Here is a 14,091-nt window from a genome sequence, read left to right on the forward strand (position 1 = left end):
GGCTGCTGGCCGGGCCCTCAAAGGCAGGGGCCGTCGTCAGCGTCAGCGCCGTGCCATCCGCATCGGTCAGCGTCGGTGTGATCGGCGCAATCGTATCCAGCGCAAGCGTCACGTTCCCGTCGTTGGTGACCGTATAGGTATAGGTCACAACATCACCCTCAGCGACCGGGGTCGACAAGGCCGAGGTGTCATCCACCAGTTCCATCGACACAGCAGGTGCTGGCGCAAGCGGCGTTACAGTCGCATCAGCCGCGCCCGTCAGATCCGCTGGATCGTCAGACGTGGCCGTGACAACGGTCGCGTTCGGATCGGTGCCGTCAACTGTCGCGGTCTGGCTGAGACCACCGGCATCGATGTCAGACTGCGTCAGCGTGTAAGTCGCGGTATAGGTTGCAACTTCGCCTGGCAGAAGCGTGCCTTCGGCAGACCCAAGGCTGCTGGCCGGGCCCTCAAAGGCAGGGGCCGTCGTCAGCGTCAGCGAAGTGCCATCCGCATCGGTCAGCGTCGGCGTGATCGGCGCAATCGTATCCAGCGCAAGCGTCACGTTACCGGTGTTCTCGACCGTATAGGTGTAGGACACAACATCATTCGGAACGACCGGGGTCGACAAGGCCGAGGTGTCATCCACCAGTTCCATCTCGATCGAGGGAGCAATGGTGAAGCCGGTTTCGGTCGTATCAGAAGTTGTCGCCGGAGCCACGCCGGTTGGAGTGTTGAAAGCATCGACAGACACGCCAGTTGGGCTTGCGGTGTTATCAATCGCTGTCAAAGCGCCTGCGCCCGCCGTGGCAGTGTTGTCGATATCGGTTTGCGAGAGCGTATACGTAGCCGTGTAGGTCGCAGTTTGCCCAGGCGCCAAAGAGTCAGCGCGCCCGTCAAGGTCAGCGTCTGGGCCGGAGGTGACAGTAAAGCTGCTGAACGTGCCTGTACCCGTAACGCCGTTGATAACCGGCAATGGGTTGTCGACAGCCACATCCTCGATTGTCACGTTACCGGTGTTTTGGATCGTGTAGTTGTAGGTGATCGTGTCACCCAAATCCGTCAATGTCGTGCTGTCGCCATTCGCGGTCGATACCGATGCGACCGTCATGTTCAGATCCAGCTTCGGATCTTCAATGAAGACCAGCGTGAAGTTGTCCACGACGATATCGGCACCGTTGTCCAGGTTGGTATTCTGGCGCAGGATCAGGTCAACTTGGCGACCTGTATTTCCCGGTGCAAATGTCGTGCCATCAACCGCGAATGAAAACTGAACAAGATGCCAGATATCATCCGCGGGAAGCAGACCGTTGGAGCCAGAAGCAATCAACGCACCAGAGACGGAATCCCGGATGTCGAAGTTGTAAAAGTTGTCATTGTTCCCGACGTTTGTAGCGTCGGAAAGGAACACACCAAACTGGTATGTTCCATCGTACTTAAGAACAATGTTGTCTGAACTTAGAAGTTCACCAGTAATCCCATCGCCGTCATTGTCATCAACAGCAATACCGCCGGACCTTTGGTTTACGTCATTCACAGTCGTGAACGAGTTAATCACCAAGAAATTCCCGTCAGGCTCTGTTTGTCCTAACGGCAGAGGGTTTGGGTCAGTACCATTGGTTACGACGCCCCAACCGACAGATGGCTGCAGCGCATCCGAAGCCACAACATACTCTGAACCCGATGGCGATGCGGTATCCCAATAGATGTCGTCATCACTGTCGCGATGGAACAAGTCCGTTGTGAAACCTTCGGAGCCGTCATTGACAAGTGGCGTGTCCAAAGTCGGGATTGAGTTGAAGTCATTCTCAAAAATCGTTTGCGCTGTCTGCGCATTTGCTGGCGACGAGAAAATCACCGTCAAAAGCGACAGCACCCCGACAACCGCCAACAGGGTTGCAAGGCCCGTCCGCACTAGAAAAGCACGGGAGAGGAGAAACATGTTCGTCTGACTGAACTGGTTCATGACGGGGCCTCGCAACATTCGGTTTTATCGTTATTTGACAGTGAAAAGAGGTGTTCGATCAGCGGTAGTTCGCACAATCGAAGTCGCCAACTTTCTGATCGGAGGTGGACGTTCTGGGGAAGGTCACGAAGGACAACCAAACGCGAATTGGCCGGCAGGCCGGCTTTTAGCTGTACGGAAGATTCTTTGAGATCATCACGCGGTTGAACCAACTTGGCCCGCATTCCGGCGCTGTTTGATACTTCTGCAAACAATCGTCGTTCCCTTCAAACTCGTTACAACCATGCCTGCGTAAGCAAGCAAGCACGCTTAAATTTGGTGACACCGGACACCTCTGTTACCCACGTCTTGAGAACGTCCAGAAGGCCGGGTCAAATGGCTAACAAAGCCATCCTTGATCGTTGAATTTGCCCAAGCCGTGAGTGAATGCTCGGGTGATGAACTAGGCGTAAAGCAGCGCATGGGCTCACCACAAGGGGCCATTCCGAGGCGAAATAAGGCAAGAATGTGGCAGATTTTTCGCAAAATTATCGACAGATTTAGTCGGATTCCCCCTGTGCGAAGGCGAACTCCTTAAAAAAAAAGGGACAATTGTCGGCTTCATTACCTCATATGCAAAAACTACCTTAGGTTGTGCGCCAAATTCCGCGCCCTTTTAGCACAGGCGAGATATCCTTTCGTATAGCTCCCGATATGCCAACGAACTTCGACGTTTTTCGAAAAACCCCAAAACTGGACCGATTGTTCAAAAAAATCTATGTTTTATTGAACATCTGACGCCCTCAAATGATCCAAAACGAATCAAATCAGCCCGGCGGGCGCAGTCGCGACAGCCAGAACGAACGTGTATCTTTGTCGCAGCTGATGCTTTCAACGTTTCCGGCAGCATCCTTCGGCAACTTCGCAGGGCATAAACCCATAGGTTGTGTGCCGCAAAGCAGCTTCGTAAAACTTGCGTAAATCCAACGCCAAAGTTTACGAAACGGGTCGTAAATTCAGCGCCAGATCCGCGATCTGCCCAACAGCCCCCCAGAATGTGGCACGCGCCATCTTGGATTTGTCCACTTGTGCTTATCTGCTTAAAGAGCGCTTTAATCGGATCCTACGGATGGATACACGGACAACATGACAACCCACGTCCCTAACCCCAACTGCTATGCCGCTGTGGTGCGCGCGTGACCGAAGGTCTTGTTTCATTCGATCACGGCCCACTGAACGGCGCAACCGCGTTTAGCGATCCGGTTGATGTCATCCGCGCCGACAGTCCTGAACAGGTCCATCAGGCGTTCGAACGCCTGAACGCTGCGACAAAGGCTGGCAAGTGGTTGGCCGGGTATTTCAGCTATGAGTTGGGATACTGCCTAGAGCCGCGATTGACTCATCTGATACCAGACGGGCGCAAGACGCCGCTGATCCTGATGGGGGTCTATGATGGCTGTTACCCCGCCGCCCCTATTCCCAACCCGCACGACGACATGCCGCTTTCAGGCCTGACCCCTGCGTTGGGTCAGGCGGACTATCTGGAAAAATTCCAAGCCGTGCATGATTACCTGTGTGCTGGCGATGCGTATCAGGTGAACCTGACCTTCCCGCTAACGCTACGGTCCACGGCCACTGCCCCGGCGCTGTATGCGGCGTTGCAACAGGCACAGCCGGTCGCCTATGGCGCATATGTCGATCTGGGCGGTCCCATCCTTCTGTCCCGTTCGCCAGAGTTGTTCTTTCAGGTGAACACAGATCGGCTGATCGAAACACGGCCTATGAAAGGCACCGCCGCCCGCGGCAAATCCGAAGCCGAGGATGTAGAAGCACGCGAATGGCTGGCGCGTTCGGAAAAGAACCAAGCTGAAAACCTGATGATCGTAGATCTGCTGCGCAACGATCTGTCGCGGATCAGTCAGGTTGGATCGGTCAAGGTGCCGGATCTGTTTCAGATAGAGACTTACACAACCGTGCATCAGATGGTTTCAAAGGTGCAGGCTCAGCTTTTGCCCAATGTCGGCTTGGTCGATATCCTAAAGGCGATCTTTCCCTGCGGGTCGATCACTGGCGCGCCAAAGCTGCGCGCGATGGAAATTATCCGCGAGCTAGAAGATACCCCCCGCGATGCCTATTGCGGCGCGATCGGTTGGGTCGCGCCAAGTGGGCAGATGCGGTTCAACGTGGCGATCCGCACACTGCTTATGCAGGCCAACGGCGACTTGCAGGTAAACGCAGGGGGCGGCATCGTCTACGACAGTACCGGCACCGAAGAATTCCAAGAGGCCCTATGGAAGACGCGCTACCTGAAAACCACCCCGCAGATTTAGGCGTGATCGAAACGCTGCTGCGCGATGGCGCGGGCGTGTTTCAGCGGCTGGATCGGCACATGGCGCGACTGGCACGGACCTGTGAAAAACTGCGCGTGCCGCTGAATCTGGAAGATGTTCACACGGCGTTGCATCAGATCCGCGATGACGCCCCACAGCGCGTGCGCATCTTGGTGGGTGCCGATGGTGGTGTCAGCGTGACCCACGCGGCGTTCACCGTGCAGACCCATGTGTGGAAGCTTCACTGGGCCGAAACGCGCTTGGCCTCGGATGACCCGTGGCTTCGGGTGAAAACCACGCAACGCCAACACTACGATGCCGCCCGCGCCGCCCTGCCCGACCATGTGGACGAGCTGCTGTTCCTGAACGAACGCAACGAGGTATGCGAGGGCACGATAACCAACATCTTCGCGGAAATTGACGGTCAGCTGATCACACCGCCGCAAAGCAGTGGCTTGCTGCCCGGTGTTCTGCGCGAAGAGTTGCTGGATCACGGCAAAGCTGTCGAAGGCATCCTTCGGCCCGAGGATTTGCAGCGCGCCACGCTTTACGTCGGCAATTCACTGCGCGGGCTGATGCCTGCGGCCTTGGGATAACGGCGACCCAGTTTCCCAAGCCGCCGCAAGTCCTGTTTACGCTAAATCGGCATCCAGCAATTCATCGGGGATGTTCTGATAGCAAACCGGCCGCAAGAACCTGCGGATCGCCATCGTACCCACAGATGTCGCGCCAAAGTTGGTCGATGCCGGGTAAGGGCCGCCGTGAACCATTGTGTCGCTTACTTCGACCCCGGTCGGAAAACCGTTGGCCAACACACGCCCTGCTTTACGTTCTAGGATCGGCATCAGCGTCTTCGCATCAGCCGTGTCGGCTCCGTCCATATGCAAGGTACAAGTCAACTGACCCTGCAAGGATTTCGCGATCACGGCCATTTCAGCGACATCGTTGACCGTAACGATCAAACCAAGCGGGCCAAAGACTTCTTCGCCCAATTCTTCGTTCGCCAACCATTCCGCGCCGGTGGTGCAGAACAGATAGGGCGTCGCGTTGCGCAGATCACACGTGGTGGTCAACACCTGCTGAACACTGGTGTCAGCCGCCACGCGGTCGCGCCCTTGACGATAAGCCGCCGCGATCCCATCCGTCAGCATGACCTGAGGGCCCACTTCTGAAAGGGCGGCGCGGGCAGCTTCGGCAAAAGCCTCGGCCTCGGGGCCTTCGATCACGATGGCGATACCAGGGTTCGTACAGAATTGCCCCGCGCCCATGGTCAACGACCCGGCCCAACCTTTGCCAATCTCTGCCCCGCGGGCGGACGCCGCACCGGGAAGGATGAACATTGGGTTCACGCTGCCAAGTTCGCCAAAGAACGGGATGGGTTCGGGCCGCGCGGCGCAAAGATCAAACAAAGCACGCCCCCCGGCAAGCGAACCGGTAAAGCCAACTGCCTTGATCAACGGGTGTGTCACCAATGCGGTGCCGACATCGCGCTTACCGCCTTGGATCAGGCTGAACACACCGGGATGCATACCGCATTTCGCAATCGCTGCATGTATTGCCTCGGCCACGATTTCGCCGGTTCCGGGATGGGCGGAATGGCCTTTGACGACAACCGGGCACCCCGCAGCAAGGGCGGCGGCTGTATCCCCGCCCGCCGTGGAAAACGCGAGAGGGAAGTTCGACGCACCGAACACCGCAACGGGGCCAATCGGGCGTTGGATCATCCTCATATCGGGGCGCGGAAGCGGGGCACGATCCGGCAGCGCCGCATCATGACGGCGGTCAAGGTAATCACCCTGCAGGATGTGTTGTGCGAACAGGCGCAACTGGCCGGTGGTCCGACCGCGTTCACCTTGAAGCCGCCCCTCGGGCAAACCGGTTTCCTGCATGCCGATCTGTGTAATGGCATCGGCGCGGGCCTCAATCTCGTCCGCGATGGCGTTCAGAAACGCGGCGCGTTCGGCGCGGGTGGAATAGCCGTAAGACCAAAACGCATCTTCGGCTGCACGCACGGCCTGATCCACCAGATCGGGCGTTCCAACGCTAAAGTCATGCGCCGGGCCATGCGCCGGATCAGAGGTGAACGTGGCGGCCCCGGCGATCCATTCGCCAGCTATTAAGTGTTTCCCATGAGGGGTGAAGGGGGTGTCATCAAGCATCGGTAAGCTCCTGAAAAGTCAGCGCGGACATTGGATTAACGCAGCCGCCGCATTGCTAAGCGGTAAGGGGTTCGTTCAGCGGCCCGGATCATGCCAAGACGCCGATTTGCCAAGGCGCGAATTCTTCTTCGCCCACGCCCAGCTGTTCAGATTTGGATTTTTCGCCGCTGGCGATGGCCAAGGCTTTCTGGAAAATCTCTTCGCCCATTTCATCCAGCGTTTTGTCGCCGTCGATAACCTGGCCGCAGTTCACATCCATATCGCCACCCATTCGCGCGAACATCGGGCTGTTGGTGGCCAGCTTGATCGTTGGCGCAGGGTAAGAGCCAAAGCAACTGCCCCGCCCCGTGGTAAAGCAGACAAGGTTCGCGCCACCAGCAATCTGCCCCGTCGCAGACACGGGGTCATAGCCGGGTGTATCCATGATGACCAAACCCTTTTCGGTAATCGGGTGCGCGTATTCGTAAACAGCGTTGATCCCGGTCGAACCGCCCTTCTTTGACCCGCCCAGGGATTTTTCGATGATGTTGGCCAAGCCGCCTGCGTTATTGCCCGGGCTGACGCGGCCGTTAATCTGCGTGTCGCGGCCTTTGTTATATTCCAACCACCAGTTGATGCGATCAACGAACTTCTGCCCAATCTCAGGGGTTTTGGCGCGCGCGGTCAGGGTATGTTCCACCCCGTAAAGTTCCGGCGTTTCAGACAGAACAGCGGTGCCGCCGTGGCGCACCAGAATATCCACGGCCTTGCCCAAGGCAGGGTTGGCTGACAGCCCGGAAAACCCGTCGGACCCGCCACATTGCAGCCCGATGGTGATATGTTCCGCGCTGCATGGTTCGCGCGTGATTTTATTGGCCTCTTCCAACATTTCGCGGATGACGCGCTTGCCCTCTTCGATGGCGGCGGCGGTGCCACCGACATGTTGCATCGTGATGCTACGCAACATCTTACCGGTTTCGATGCTTTGTTCTTCGAAGAAGACGCCAAGGTTGTTTCGTTCGCAGCCAAGCGAACAAACGACGGCCCCGGCAGTGTTGGGATGGCGGATGTAGCCCCCCAAGGTGCGGCGCAACAGGTCCATCGGTTCGCCCGTCATCTCCATCCCGCAGCCTTGTTGGTGCACAAAGGCAACCACGCCGTCGACGTTCGGATAATCGGCCAGCCGTTCTTCATCAAAATACTGGCTGATTTTACGCGCCACCGTCGCGGCGCAGTTTACCGTGATGAACAGGCCAATCATGTTCCGCGTGCCGACACGCCCATCTGCCCGCTTGAATCCCATGAACGTGGCGCGCTGGTCTTCGGGCAGCAGTTCGGTTGGAACGTAGTCTTTGCCATGGCGATAGTCTTTTTGGATGTTGTCCACCAACACGTTGTGGCTGTGCATCCAGTCGCCCGGTTCAATGTCTTCGCCCGCAAACCCGATGATGGTGTTGTATTTCAAAACCGGGTCGCCCTTGCGAATGGGGCGCGTGCAAATTTTGTGGCCGATCGGAACATCGTGATGGGTTGTGACCCCTTCTGCCGAAAGCGCCGTTCCCGCAGCTATTTCGACACGTGCAACAACAACGTTGTCGGCTTCGTCCAGACGAATAGTAGGTGATTTTTCCATAGCCACGCTGCCCAAGGCAGCCCCTTTGTATAGCAAAGAAAGACGTTTGCGCGCCGGGGTCAGATCAGATGTTACCGCCCATTGGCCTTGCGCCACTTTGCGAAGGCCTCAAGGTGCTTTTCATTGGTTGCGGGATAAAGGCCGATGATCGTTTCCCCGGCCTTTACCCGCTCTACGACGAAATCCTCATAGGCGGTCATTTCGGTTGCTTCAGTGGCGACCTCGTCCGCGATATGCGCGGGAATGACGATCACGCTGTCATCATCCCCCACCATGATATCACCGGGAAACACCGCAACATCACCACAGCCAATCGGCCCATTGATTTCAATTGCTTCATGGAGCGTTAGGTTCGTAGGGCTGGACGGGCGCGCGTGATACGCCGGAATGTCCAACTCTCCGATGGTGACAGAGTCGCGAAAGCCCCCATCTGTCACGACACCTTCGCCCCCGCGCACCATCAACCGGGTAATCAGGATGTCACCGGAACTGGCCGCGCGGGCGTCCTTGCGGCTATCCATGACAAGGACGGCACCCTTGGGGCATTGTTCAATCGCTTGGCGCTGCGGATGATTGGGGTTGCGAAATTCGGCCAGCGTGTTGCGGTCTTCGCGGGCTGGCATGTAGCGCAGGGTAAAAGCCGGGCCAACCATATTGCGCCCCTTCTGAGCGATAGGGCGCACATCCTGTATAACCTGATTGCGAAAGCCGCGTTTGAACAACGCGGTCGCCAAAGTCGCCACCGAAACATGGCGCAGCTTTTCAATCGTGTCAGGGCTCATCTGATTAACTTCCTTCTGTCTTAAACCGTCACCGAGGTGCCCGTTTCCCATGTGTCTTGGGTCCAATCACGTGCCTGCGACGACGGGGTCAGGCCCAGACCCAGCCTATCAGGAACGTGCATGCGCCCCCCCCGAAATCTCTAGCCTTTCATCAAACAGTGGCTCGAACCATTCAAAATGTTCGACCCAGGGTTCGGTGGGAAAGGCAGCGGCCAGATGCAGGTGCAGCTCCATCACCATATGCGGGACAAGACCGATCTGGTTGGCTTCGGCCATTGCCATTACGCGCAGGAACGGGGTCACCCCGCCGATACGAGGCGCATCGGCCTGCGTGATGTCACAGCCCCCTGCCCCGATCAGCTGAAAATGCTCGGCCGGGCTGGTCAGCATTTCGCCGGTTGCGATTGGTGTGGCCAGATTGCGCGCAAGTTCGGCGTGGCCTTCGAAATCCCACGCGTCCAGCGGCTCTTCGATAAAGGCAAGGCCCATCGCATCGACCACGCGACCAAACTGCAATGCATAGGGCCTGTCCCACTGCTGGTTCGCGTCGATCATCAGCGCGACGTCACCGGCCAGATGCGTGCGCATTGCGTCGATGCGTTTCAGATCCTCTTGCCCGTCAGGCTGGCCCACCTTCATCTTGATCCCGCCGATCCCTTTGGACACGGACGCGCTGGCCGAAACCTTCATCTGATCGATGGACGCCTGCAGATACTGCCCCGACGTATTATAGACACGCACACTGTCGCGCTGCGCCCCGAACAGCTTGGCCAGTGGAAGGCCCGCCCGCTTTGCTTTCATGTCCCAAAGGGCCACGTCAAATGCACAGATCGTCTGATAAGACATCCCCCCACGCCCCAAAGAGATCGCCTGCCACGCCATCTTATCCCACAGCCGGGAAATATCATTGGGGTCTTCGCTGATCAGCAGGGGGGCAAGCTCCACCGCGGTGGCGAACATGCCCGGCCCACCGGCGCGCAACGTATAGCTGAACCCAACGCCGCTGTGGCCGCCCTCGCTGGTCATTTCGACCATCAAGATTGCGATCTCGGTCAGTGGGCGCTGGCGGCCGGTCAGAACTTTGGCGTCGGAAATGGGTTGAGCCAGCGGGATAACGATCCGCGACAGCCGCATGCCGCTGATGGCATCCGATTTGGCCTTGCCCGATGGTGCACCCGCCAAGGGCGGACGCGCAGGGATCAATCGCGATGAAAGATCGAGGGACATCAGTTGATCTCGGGCTCTGGTGTCGGCCCGCCAAATTCGGTCTTAAGAAAATCGAAGTCGCAGCCCTTGTCGGCCTGTTCGATGTGTTTGGTGAACATATAACCATAGCCGCGTTCGTATTTCGGCGTTGGCGCTGTCCATCTGGCGCGGCGCCGATCCAATTCTTCGTTAGAAAGGCGCACATTCAGGGCGCGGTTGGGAATATCCAATTCGATGATATCGCCGGTTTCGATCAAGGCCAGCGGCCCACCCGTAAATGCCTCTGGAGAGACATGCAGAACACATGCCCCAAACGATGTGCCAGACATCCGCGCATCGGACAGGCGCACCATGTCACGGTGCCCGTCTTTCAACAGGGCTTTGGGCATTGGGATCATCCCCCATTCGGGCATCCCCGGCCCACCCTGCGGCCCCGCGTTGCGCAAGACCAGCACATGATCAGGCGTCATCGGATAGTCAGGTTCATCAATGATAGCCCGCATTTCAGCATAGGAATTGGCGACAATCGCTGGCCCGGAATGGGTGTGGAATTTCTTGTCACATGCGGCAGGTTTGATCACCGCGCCGTCAGGGGCAAGATTGCCTTTCAGCACGGCAAGGCTGCCTTCGTGATAGACTGGGTTTGACAGCGGGCGGATTACATCGTCGTTGTAAACCTGCGCCCCTTCCAAGCCTTCACCAAGGGTTTTGCCCGTGACCGTCATGGCCGACAGATCCAGCTTGTCTCCAAGCTGTTTCATCAACCCGCGCAAACCACCGGCGTAAAAGAAATCCTCCATCAGGTATTCTTTGCCCGAAGGCCGGATGTTCGCGATCACCGGCGTCGTCCGCCCGATCCGGTCCAGATCGTCCAGCTCCAGCGGAATACCAGCGCGCCGTGCCATGGCGATCAGGTGGATGATGGCGTTGGTGGAACAGCCCGTGGCCATCGCCACAGTCACAGCATTGCGTGTGGCGGTTTCGGTGATGATTTTGTCGGGGGTCAAATCTTCCCACACCATATCGACGATGCGCCGCCCGCATGATGCCGACATCCGCTGGTGGTTCGCATCCGCCGCCGGGATCGAGGACGCGCCGGGCAGGCACAGGCCAAACCCTTCGGCGATGGCGGTCATGGTGCTGGCCGTGCCCATCGTCATGCAATGGCCATACGACCGGGCAATGCCCCCTTCGACGCCTTGCCATTCTTCCTTGGAAATCGTGCCCGCGCGGCGTTCATCCCAGTATTTGAAACCGTCAGTGCCCGACCCCAGAACCTTACCCGCGTAATTCCCGCGCAACATCGGCCCGGCAGGCAGATAGATGAACGGGATACCCATCGAAACCGCACCCATGGTCAGGCCGGGGGTGGTTTTATCGCACCCGCCCATCAAGACGGCGCCGTCGATGGGGTGACTGCGCAAAAGCTCCTCCACCTCCATCGCCAGCATGTTGCGGTACAGCATCGTGGTCGGTTTGACGTAGTTCTCGGACAGCGACAGCGCCGGAAGCTCCATCGGCATACCGCCGGCCTGCAGGATGCCACGTTTGACCCATTCTGCACGGTCCTTGAAATGCATGTGGCACGGCTGCGCCTCGGACCAGGTGTTGATCACCGCGATAATCGGGCGCCCTTCCCAGTCTTCGTGGCTGTACCCCATCTGCATGGTCCGCGACCTGTGCCCAAAAGAGCGAAGGTCATCAGGAGCCATCCATCGAGCAGAGCGCAGTTCGTCATATGACTTGCGTTTTGTCACTGTGCCCTCCGATCAGGAAATTGGGGCGGCGAAGGCAAACATCAGCCAGATCACCCCCCCGGCAAGGGCCACCCCAGCGATCCAAGGCCAAATACCGTAACCATCAATGTCTTCCCGTGAATCACGTCCAATCATTGGTCAAACCTTCTCAATTCAGCGCTTCGGGCAACCATAGCGCGATGTGGGGGAACACCATCACAAGGATCAGACCGATGATCTGAAGCGCGATGAACGGAAGAACGGACAGAAAGATTTCCTGAAGAGTCACGTCCTTAGGCGCCACAGATTTCAGCCAGAAACAGGCCGGGCCAAAGGGCGGTGACAGGAAATAGATCTGAATGTTCATGACAAACAGGATGCCGAACCAAACCTTCGCCTGATCCTCTGTCAGGCCAAGTTCGGGGGCCAAGGTCATAACGACTGGTGCGAACACCGGCACGGTGATGAACACAATCGCGATCCATTCCATGAACGTGCCCAAAACCATCAGGATCAGCATCATCACAAGGATCGTGCCCATCGCCGACAAGCCAAGGTCAAGGAACATGGAGCGCATAAAATCGCCACCGCCGACCAAGTTGAAGATACCCACGAACGACACCGCACCCAGCACCAGCCAGATGATCGTCCCAACGGTCGTCATCGACCCAAGCAGCGCGGCCGAGATGACCTCCCACTTGAACTGATTGCGCACGGCGGCCACGAACAAAGACCCGATACAGCCAACCGCCGCGGCCTCTGTCACGCTGGCAATGCCGCCATAGATGGAGCCCATAACGGCCGCGATCAGCAGGATACACAGAAGCACGGCAATCAAGCGATCCTTGGACAGCTTTTGATCCGTCCCGGTGATCTCTGCCACCTCTGCCGCTGTGGGGGCCAACGAAGGGTTTATGTTCACGCGGATCAGCACATAGGACGCATAGAAAAACGCCAGCATGATCCCCGGCGTCGCGCCCGCCATGAACAGATCGCCAATGCCAACCTCGGCCGACAGGCCATAAACGATCATGATGATCGAGGGCGGAATAAGCGTGGCCAAAGCCCCCGACGCACAGATAAGGCCGATCGTCAGCTTGCGGTCATATCCCAGTCGGAACATCTGCGGCAGCGCCACAAGGCCCAGCATCACAATTTCGCCGCCCATAACACCAGACATCGCGGCAAGGATCACCGCAACCACCACGGTCTGCACAGCCACGCCGCCGCGCAGGTTGCCAGCAAAGATCGACATTGCGTCGAACAGGTCTTCTGCAATCCCCGCGCGTTCAAGGATGGAGGCCATAAGAACAAAGAACGGAATGGCCACCAGCGTGTATTTTTCCAGCAACCCAACAGCGTTGGAAGACACAAGAAACAGCCCGCGCGGGCCGAAGAATGTCACCGCCATGATGACCGAAACGATCAGCGTCACGACGCCCAATGGCATCCCCGTCATCATCAGCGCAATCAGCAACACCACCATGATGAGAGAGATCGTTCCAAGGTCATAGGACCGCATATTCAGCGCTTTGGACGGATCCATCGCTTTGCCGATACCCGTAAAAAAGTCCGAGATGGCGGCGGCAAACGAAACATCAAACGCGTGCCCCAACAATGCGGCGCCGAAATAGATGACCATATAAACGGCCACCAATTTCACCGTCATCTTTGCCCAAGCGGCGTTCAGGTGGCGGTGCAAGTTGGTCATCAGCTGCGCCAAGTACAGAAAACCACCCAGCACCATCAGCGTTTTCAAAACCAGCGGCATTGGCGAATTGAACGCGCTGCCCGCCTTTTCAAGTCGCCCAATACTGTCATAAGCGCGGATCGACGCGTCGGTTAGCAGCATATACAGGGCGATAACGCCAACGATCATCGCAAACAGGTCAAGCCGCCACCGGGCGGCTGCGGATACCATGTTGTGAATAACCGTAATGCCGATGTGCCGGTTCTTAAGCGTGATATACCCCGAGGAAAGCATCCACGTGGCCGCGCACAACACCATCACAACTTCGAAGGCCCAATAGGTGGGCGCGTTGAAGACATAGCGCGAAAAAACCTCGAACAGGGTGATCACGGCCGCGACCAGATAGAACGCCGAAATGGCGATGCCCAAGGTGTGGCTAACATGATCGACTGCGGTGTAATTTTCCCGTGAAAGGTCGTTGTCGTCCCCCATAGGTTCTGCGCCAGCGACCTCTAACGGGGCGTCTTCCAGCCCGGTTTCATAACTTTTTGACATGGCAATTTCCCCCTGCCCCGTCGAAACATTTGCGTTCCGTTCAGGTTGCGCACCCGCGCCTGATTTGGCGAATTTTACTGATCTACCTTCGCCTTAA

Annotated in this window: 10 protein-coding genes; 2 read left to right on the top strand and 8 right to left on the bottom strand. The window is 57.6% G+C overall.

The genetic code is table 11. The features are described 5' to 3' along the window. On the bottom strand, positions 1–1,945 hold a 1,945-nt coding region (locus COL8621_RS17630; protein WP_442316372.1), incomplete at its 3' end, for a CLIPPER-2 domain-containing protein. Between the two features lie 1,175 nt (positions 1,946–3,120). On the opposite strand from COL8621_RS17630, the gene COL8621_RS17635 reads away from it, so the two are divergent. Together COL8621_RS17635 and COL8621_RS17640 are read left to right on the top strand one after the other, a co-directional pair. Then, the gene (locus COL8621_RS17635) at positions 3,121–4,254 is read left to right on the top strand and encodes an aminodeoxychorismate synthase component I (protein WP_093968749.1); all 1,134 of its coding nucleotides are present in this window, start codon (positions 3,121–3,123) and stop codon (positions 4,252–4,254) included. Continuing rightward, complete coding sequence (locus COL8621_RS17640; protein WP_093968750.1) at positions 4,215–4,850, top strand: aminotransferase class IV family protein; 636 nt, start codon at positions 4,215–4,217, stop codon at positions 4,848–4,850. Before COL8621_RS17635 ends, COL8621_RS17640 begins: the two co-directional genes overlap by 40 nt. Before the next feature lie 36 nt (positions 4,851–4,886). Here the strand turns inward: COL8621_RS17640 and COL8621_RS17645 are convergent, their stop codons facing one another. From COL8621_RS17645 to COL8621_RS17675, 7 genes are all read right to left on the bottom strand, one after another. Beyond that, positions 4,887–6,413 carry an aldehyde dehydrogenase (NADP(+)) gene (locus tag COL8621_RS17645; RefSeq protein WP_093968751.1) on the bottom strand — a complete coding sequence of 509 codons (1,527 nt, stop codon included), beginning with the start codon at positions 6,411–6,413 and terminating at the stop codon, positions 4,887–4,889. A gap of 88 nt (positions 6,414–6,501) precedes the next feature. Then, on the bottom strand, positions 6,502–8,025 hold the full coding sequence (locus COL8621_RS17650) for a UxaA family hydrolase (protein ID WP_093968842.1): 1,524 nt from the start codon (positions 8,023–8,025) through the stop codon (positions 6,502–6,504). A 71-nt stretch (positions 8,026–8,096) separates the two neighbouring features. After that, positions 8,097–8,807 (bottom strand): ribonuclease activity regulator RraA, encoded by a 711-nt coding sequence (locus COL8621_RS17655; RefSeq protein WP_093968752.1) that lies wholly within the window; start codon positions 8,805–8,807, stop codon positions 8,097–8,099. A gap of 108 nt (positions 8,808–8,915) precedes the next feature. Next, complete coding sequence (locus COL8621_RS17660) at positions 8,916–10,034, bottom strand: L-talarate/galactarate dehydratase (protein WP_207652099.1); 1,119 nt, start codon at positions 10,032–10,034, stop codon at positions 8,916–8,918. Next, entirely contained in the window at positions 10,034–11,770 is a 1,737-nt protein-coding gene (gene araD, locus COL8621_RS17665; RefSeq protein ID WP_093968753.1) for an L-arabinonate dehydratase, read from the bottom strand. The genes COL8621_RS17660 and araD overlap by 1 nt, the downstream gene beginning before the upstream one ends. A gap of 12 nt (positions 11,771–11,782) precedes the next feature. Then, on the bottom strand, positions 11,783–11,905 hold the full coding sequence (locus tag COL8621_RS17670; RefSeq protein ID WP_093968754.1) for a dihydroxy-acid dehydratase: 123 nt from the start codon (positions 11,903–11,905) through the stop codon (positions 11,783–11,785). A 13-nt stretch (positions 11,906–11,918) separates the two neighbouring features. Beyond that, positions 11,919–13,994: a TRAP transporter large permease subunit gene (locus COL8621_RS17675; protein ID WP_093968755.1), complete on the bottom strand. Its 2,076-nt coding sequence runs from the start codon at positions 13,992–13,994 to the stop codon at positions 11,919–11,921. Positions 13,995–14,091 lie beyond the last annotated feature (97 nt).

Source organism: Actibacterium lipolyticum, from assembly GCF_900184935.1.
Classification (GTDB): domain Bacteria; phylum Pseudomonadota; class Alphaproteobacteria; order Rhodobacterales; family Rhodobacteraceae; genus Actibacterium_A; species Actibacterium_A lipolyticum.

Bases quoted from the DNA above. Each gene is read 5' to 3' on its own strand.
- COL8621_RS17670 (WP_093968754.1), bottom strand. From the start codon at position 11,905: ATGATTGGACGTGATTCACGGGAAGACATTGATGGTTACGGTATTTGG.
- COL8621_RS17650 (WP_093968842.1), bottom strand. From the start codon at position 8,025: ATGGAAAAATCACCTACTATTCGTCTGGACGAAGCCGACAACGTTGTT.
- COL8621_RS17660 (WP_207652099.1), bottom strand. From the start codon at position 10,034: ATGTCCCTCGATCTTTCATCGCGATTGATCCCTGCGCGTCCGCCCTTG.
- COL8621_RS17640 (WP_093968750.1), top strand. From the start codon at position 4,215: ATGGAAGACGCGCTACCTGAAAACCACCCCGCAGATTTAGGCGTGATC.
- COL8621_RS17645 (WP_093968751.1), bottom strand. From the start codon at position 6,413: ATGCTTGATGACACCCCCTTCACCCCTCATGGGAAACACTTAATAGCT.
- COL8621_RS17675 (WP_093968755.1), bottom strand. From the start codon at position 13,994: ATGTCAAAAAGTTATGAAACCGGGCTGGAAGACGCCCCGTTAGAGGTC.
- COL8621_RS17655 (WP_093968752.1), bottom strand. From the start codon at position 8,807: ATGAGCCCTGACACGATTGAAAAGCTGCGCCATGTTTCGGTGGCGACT.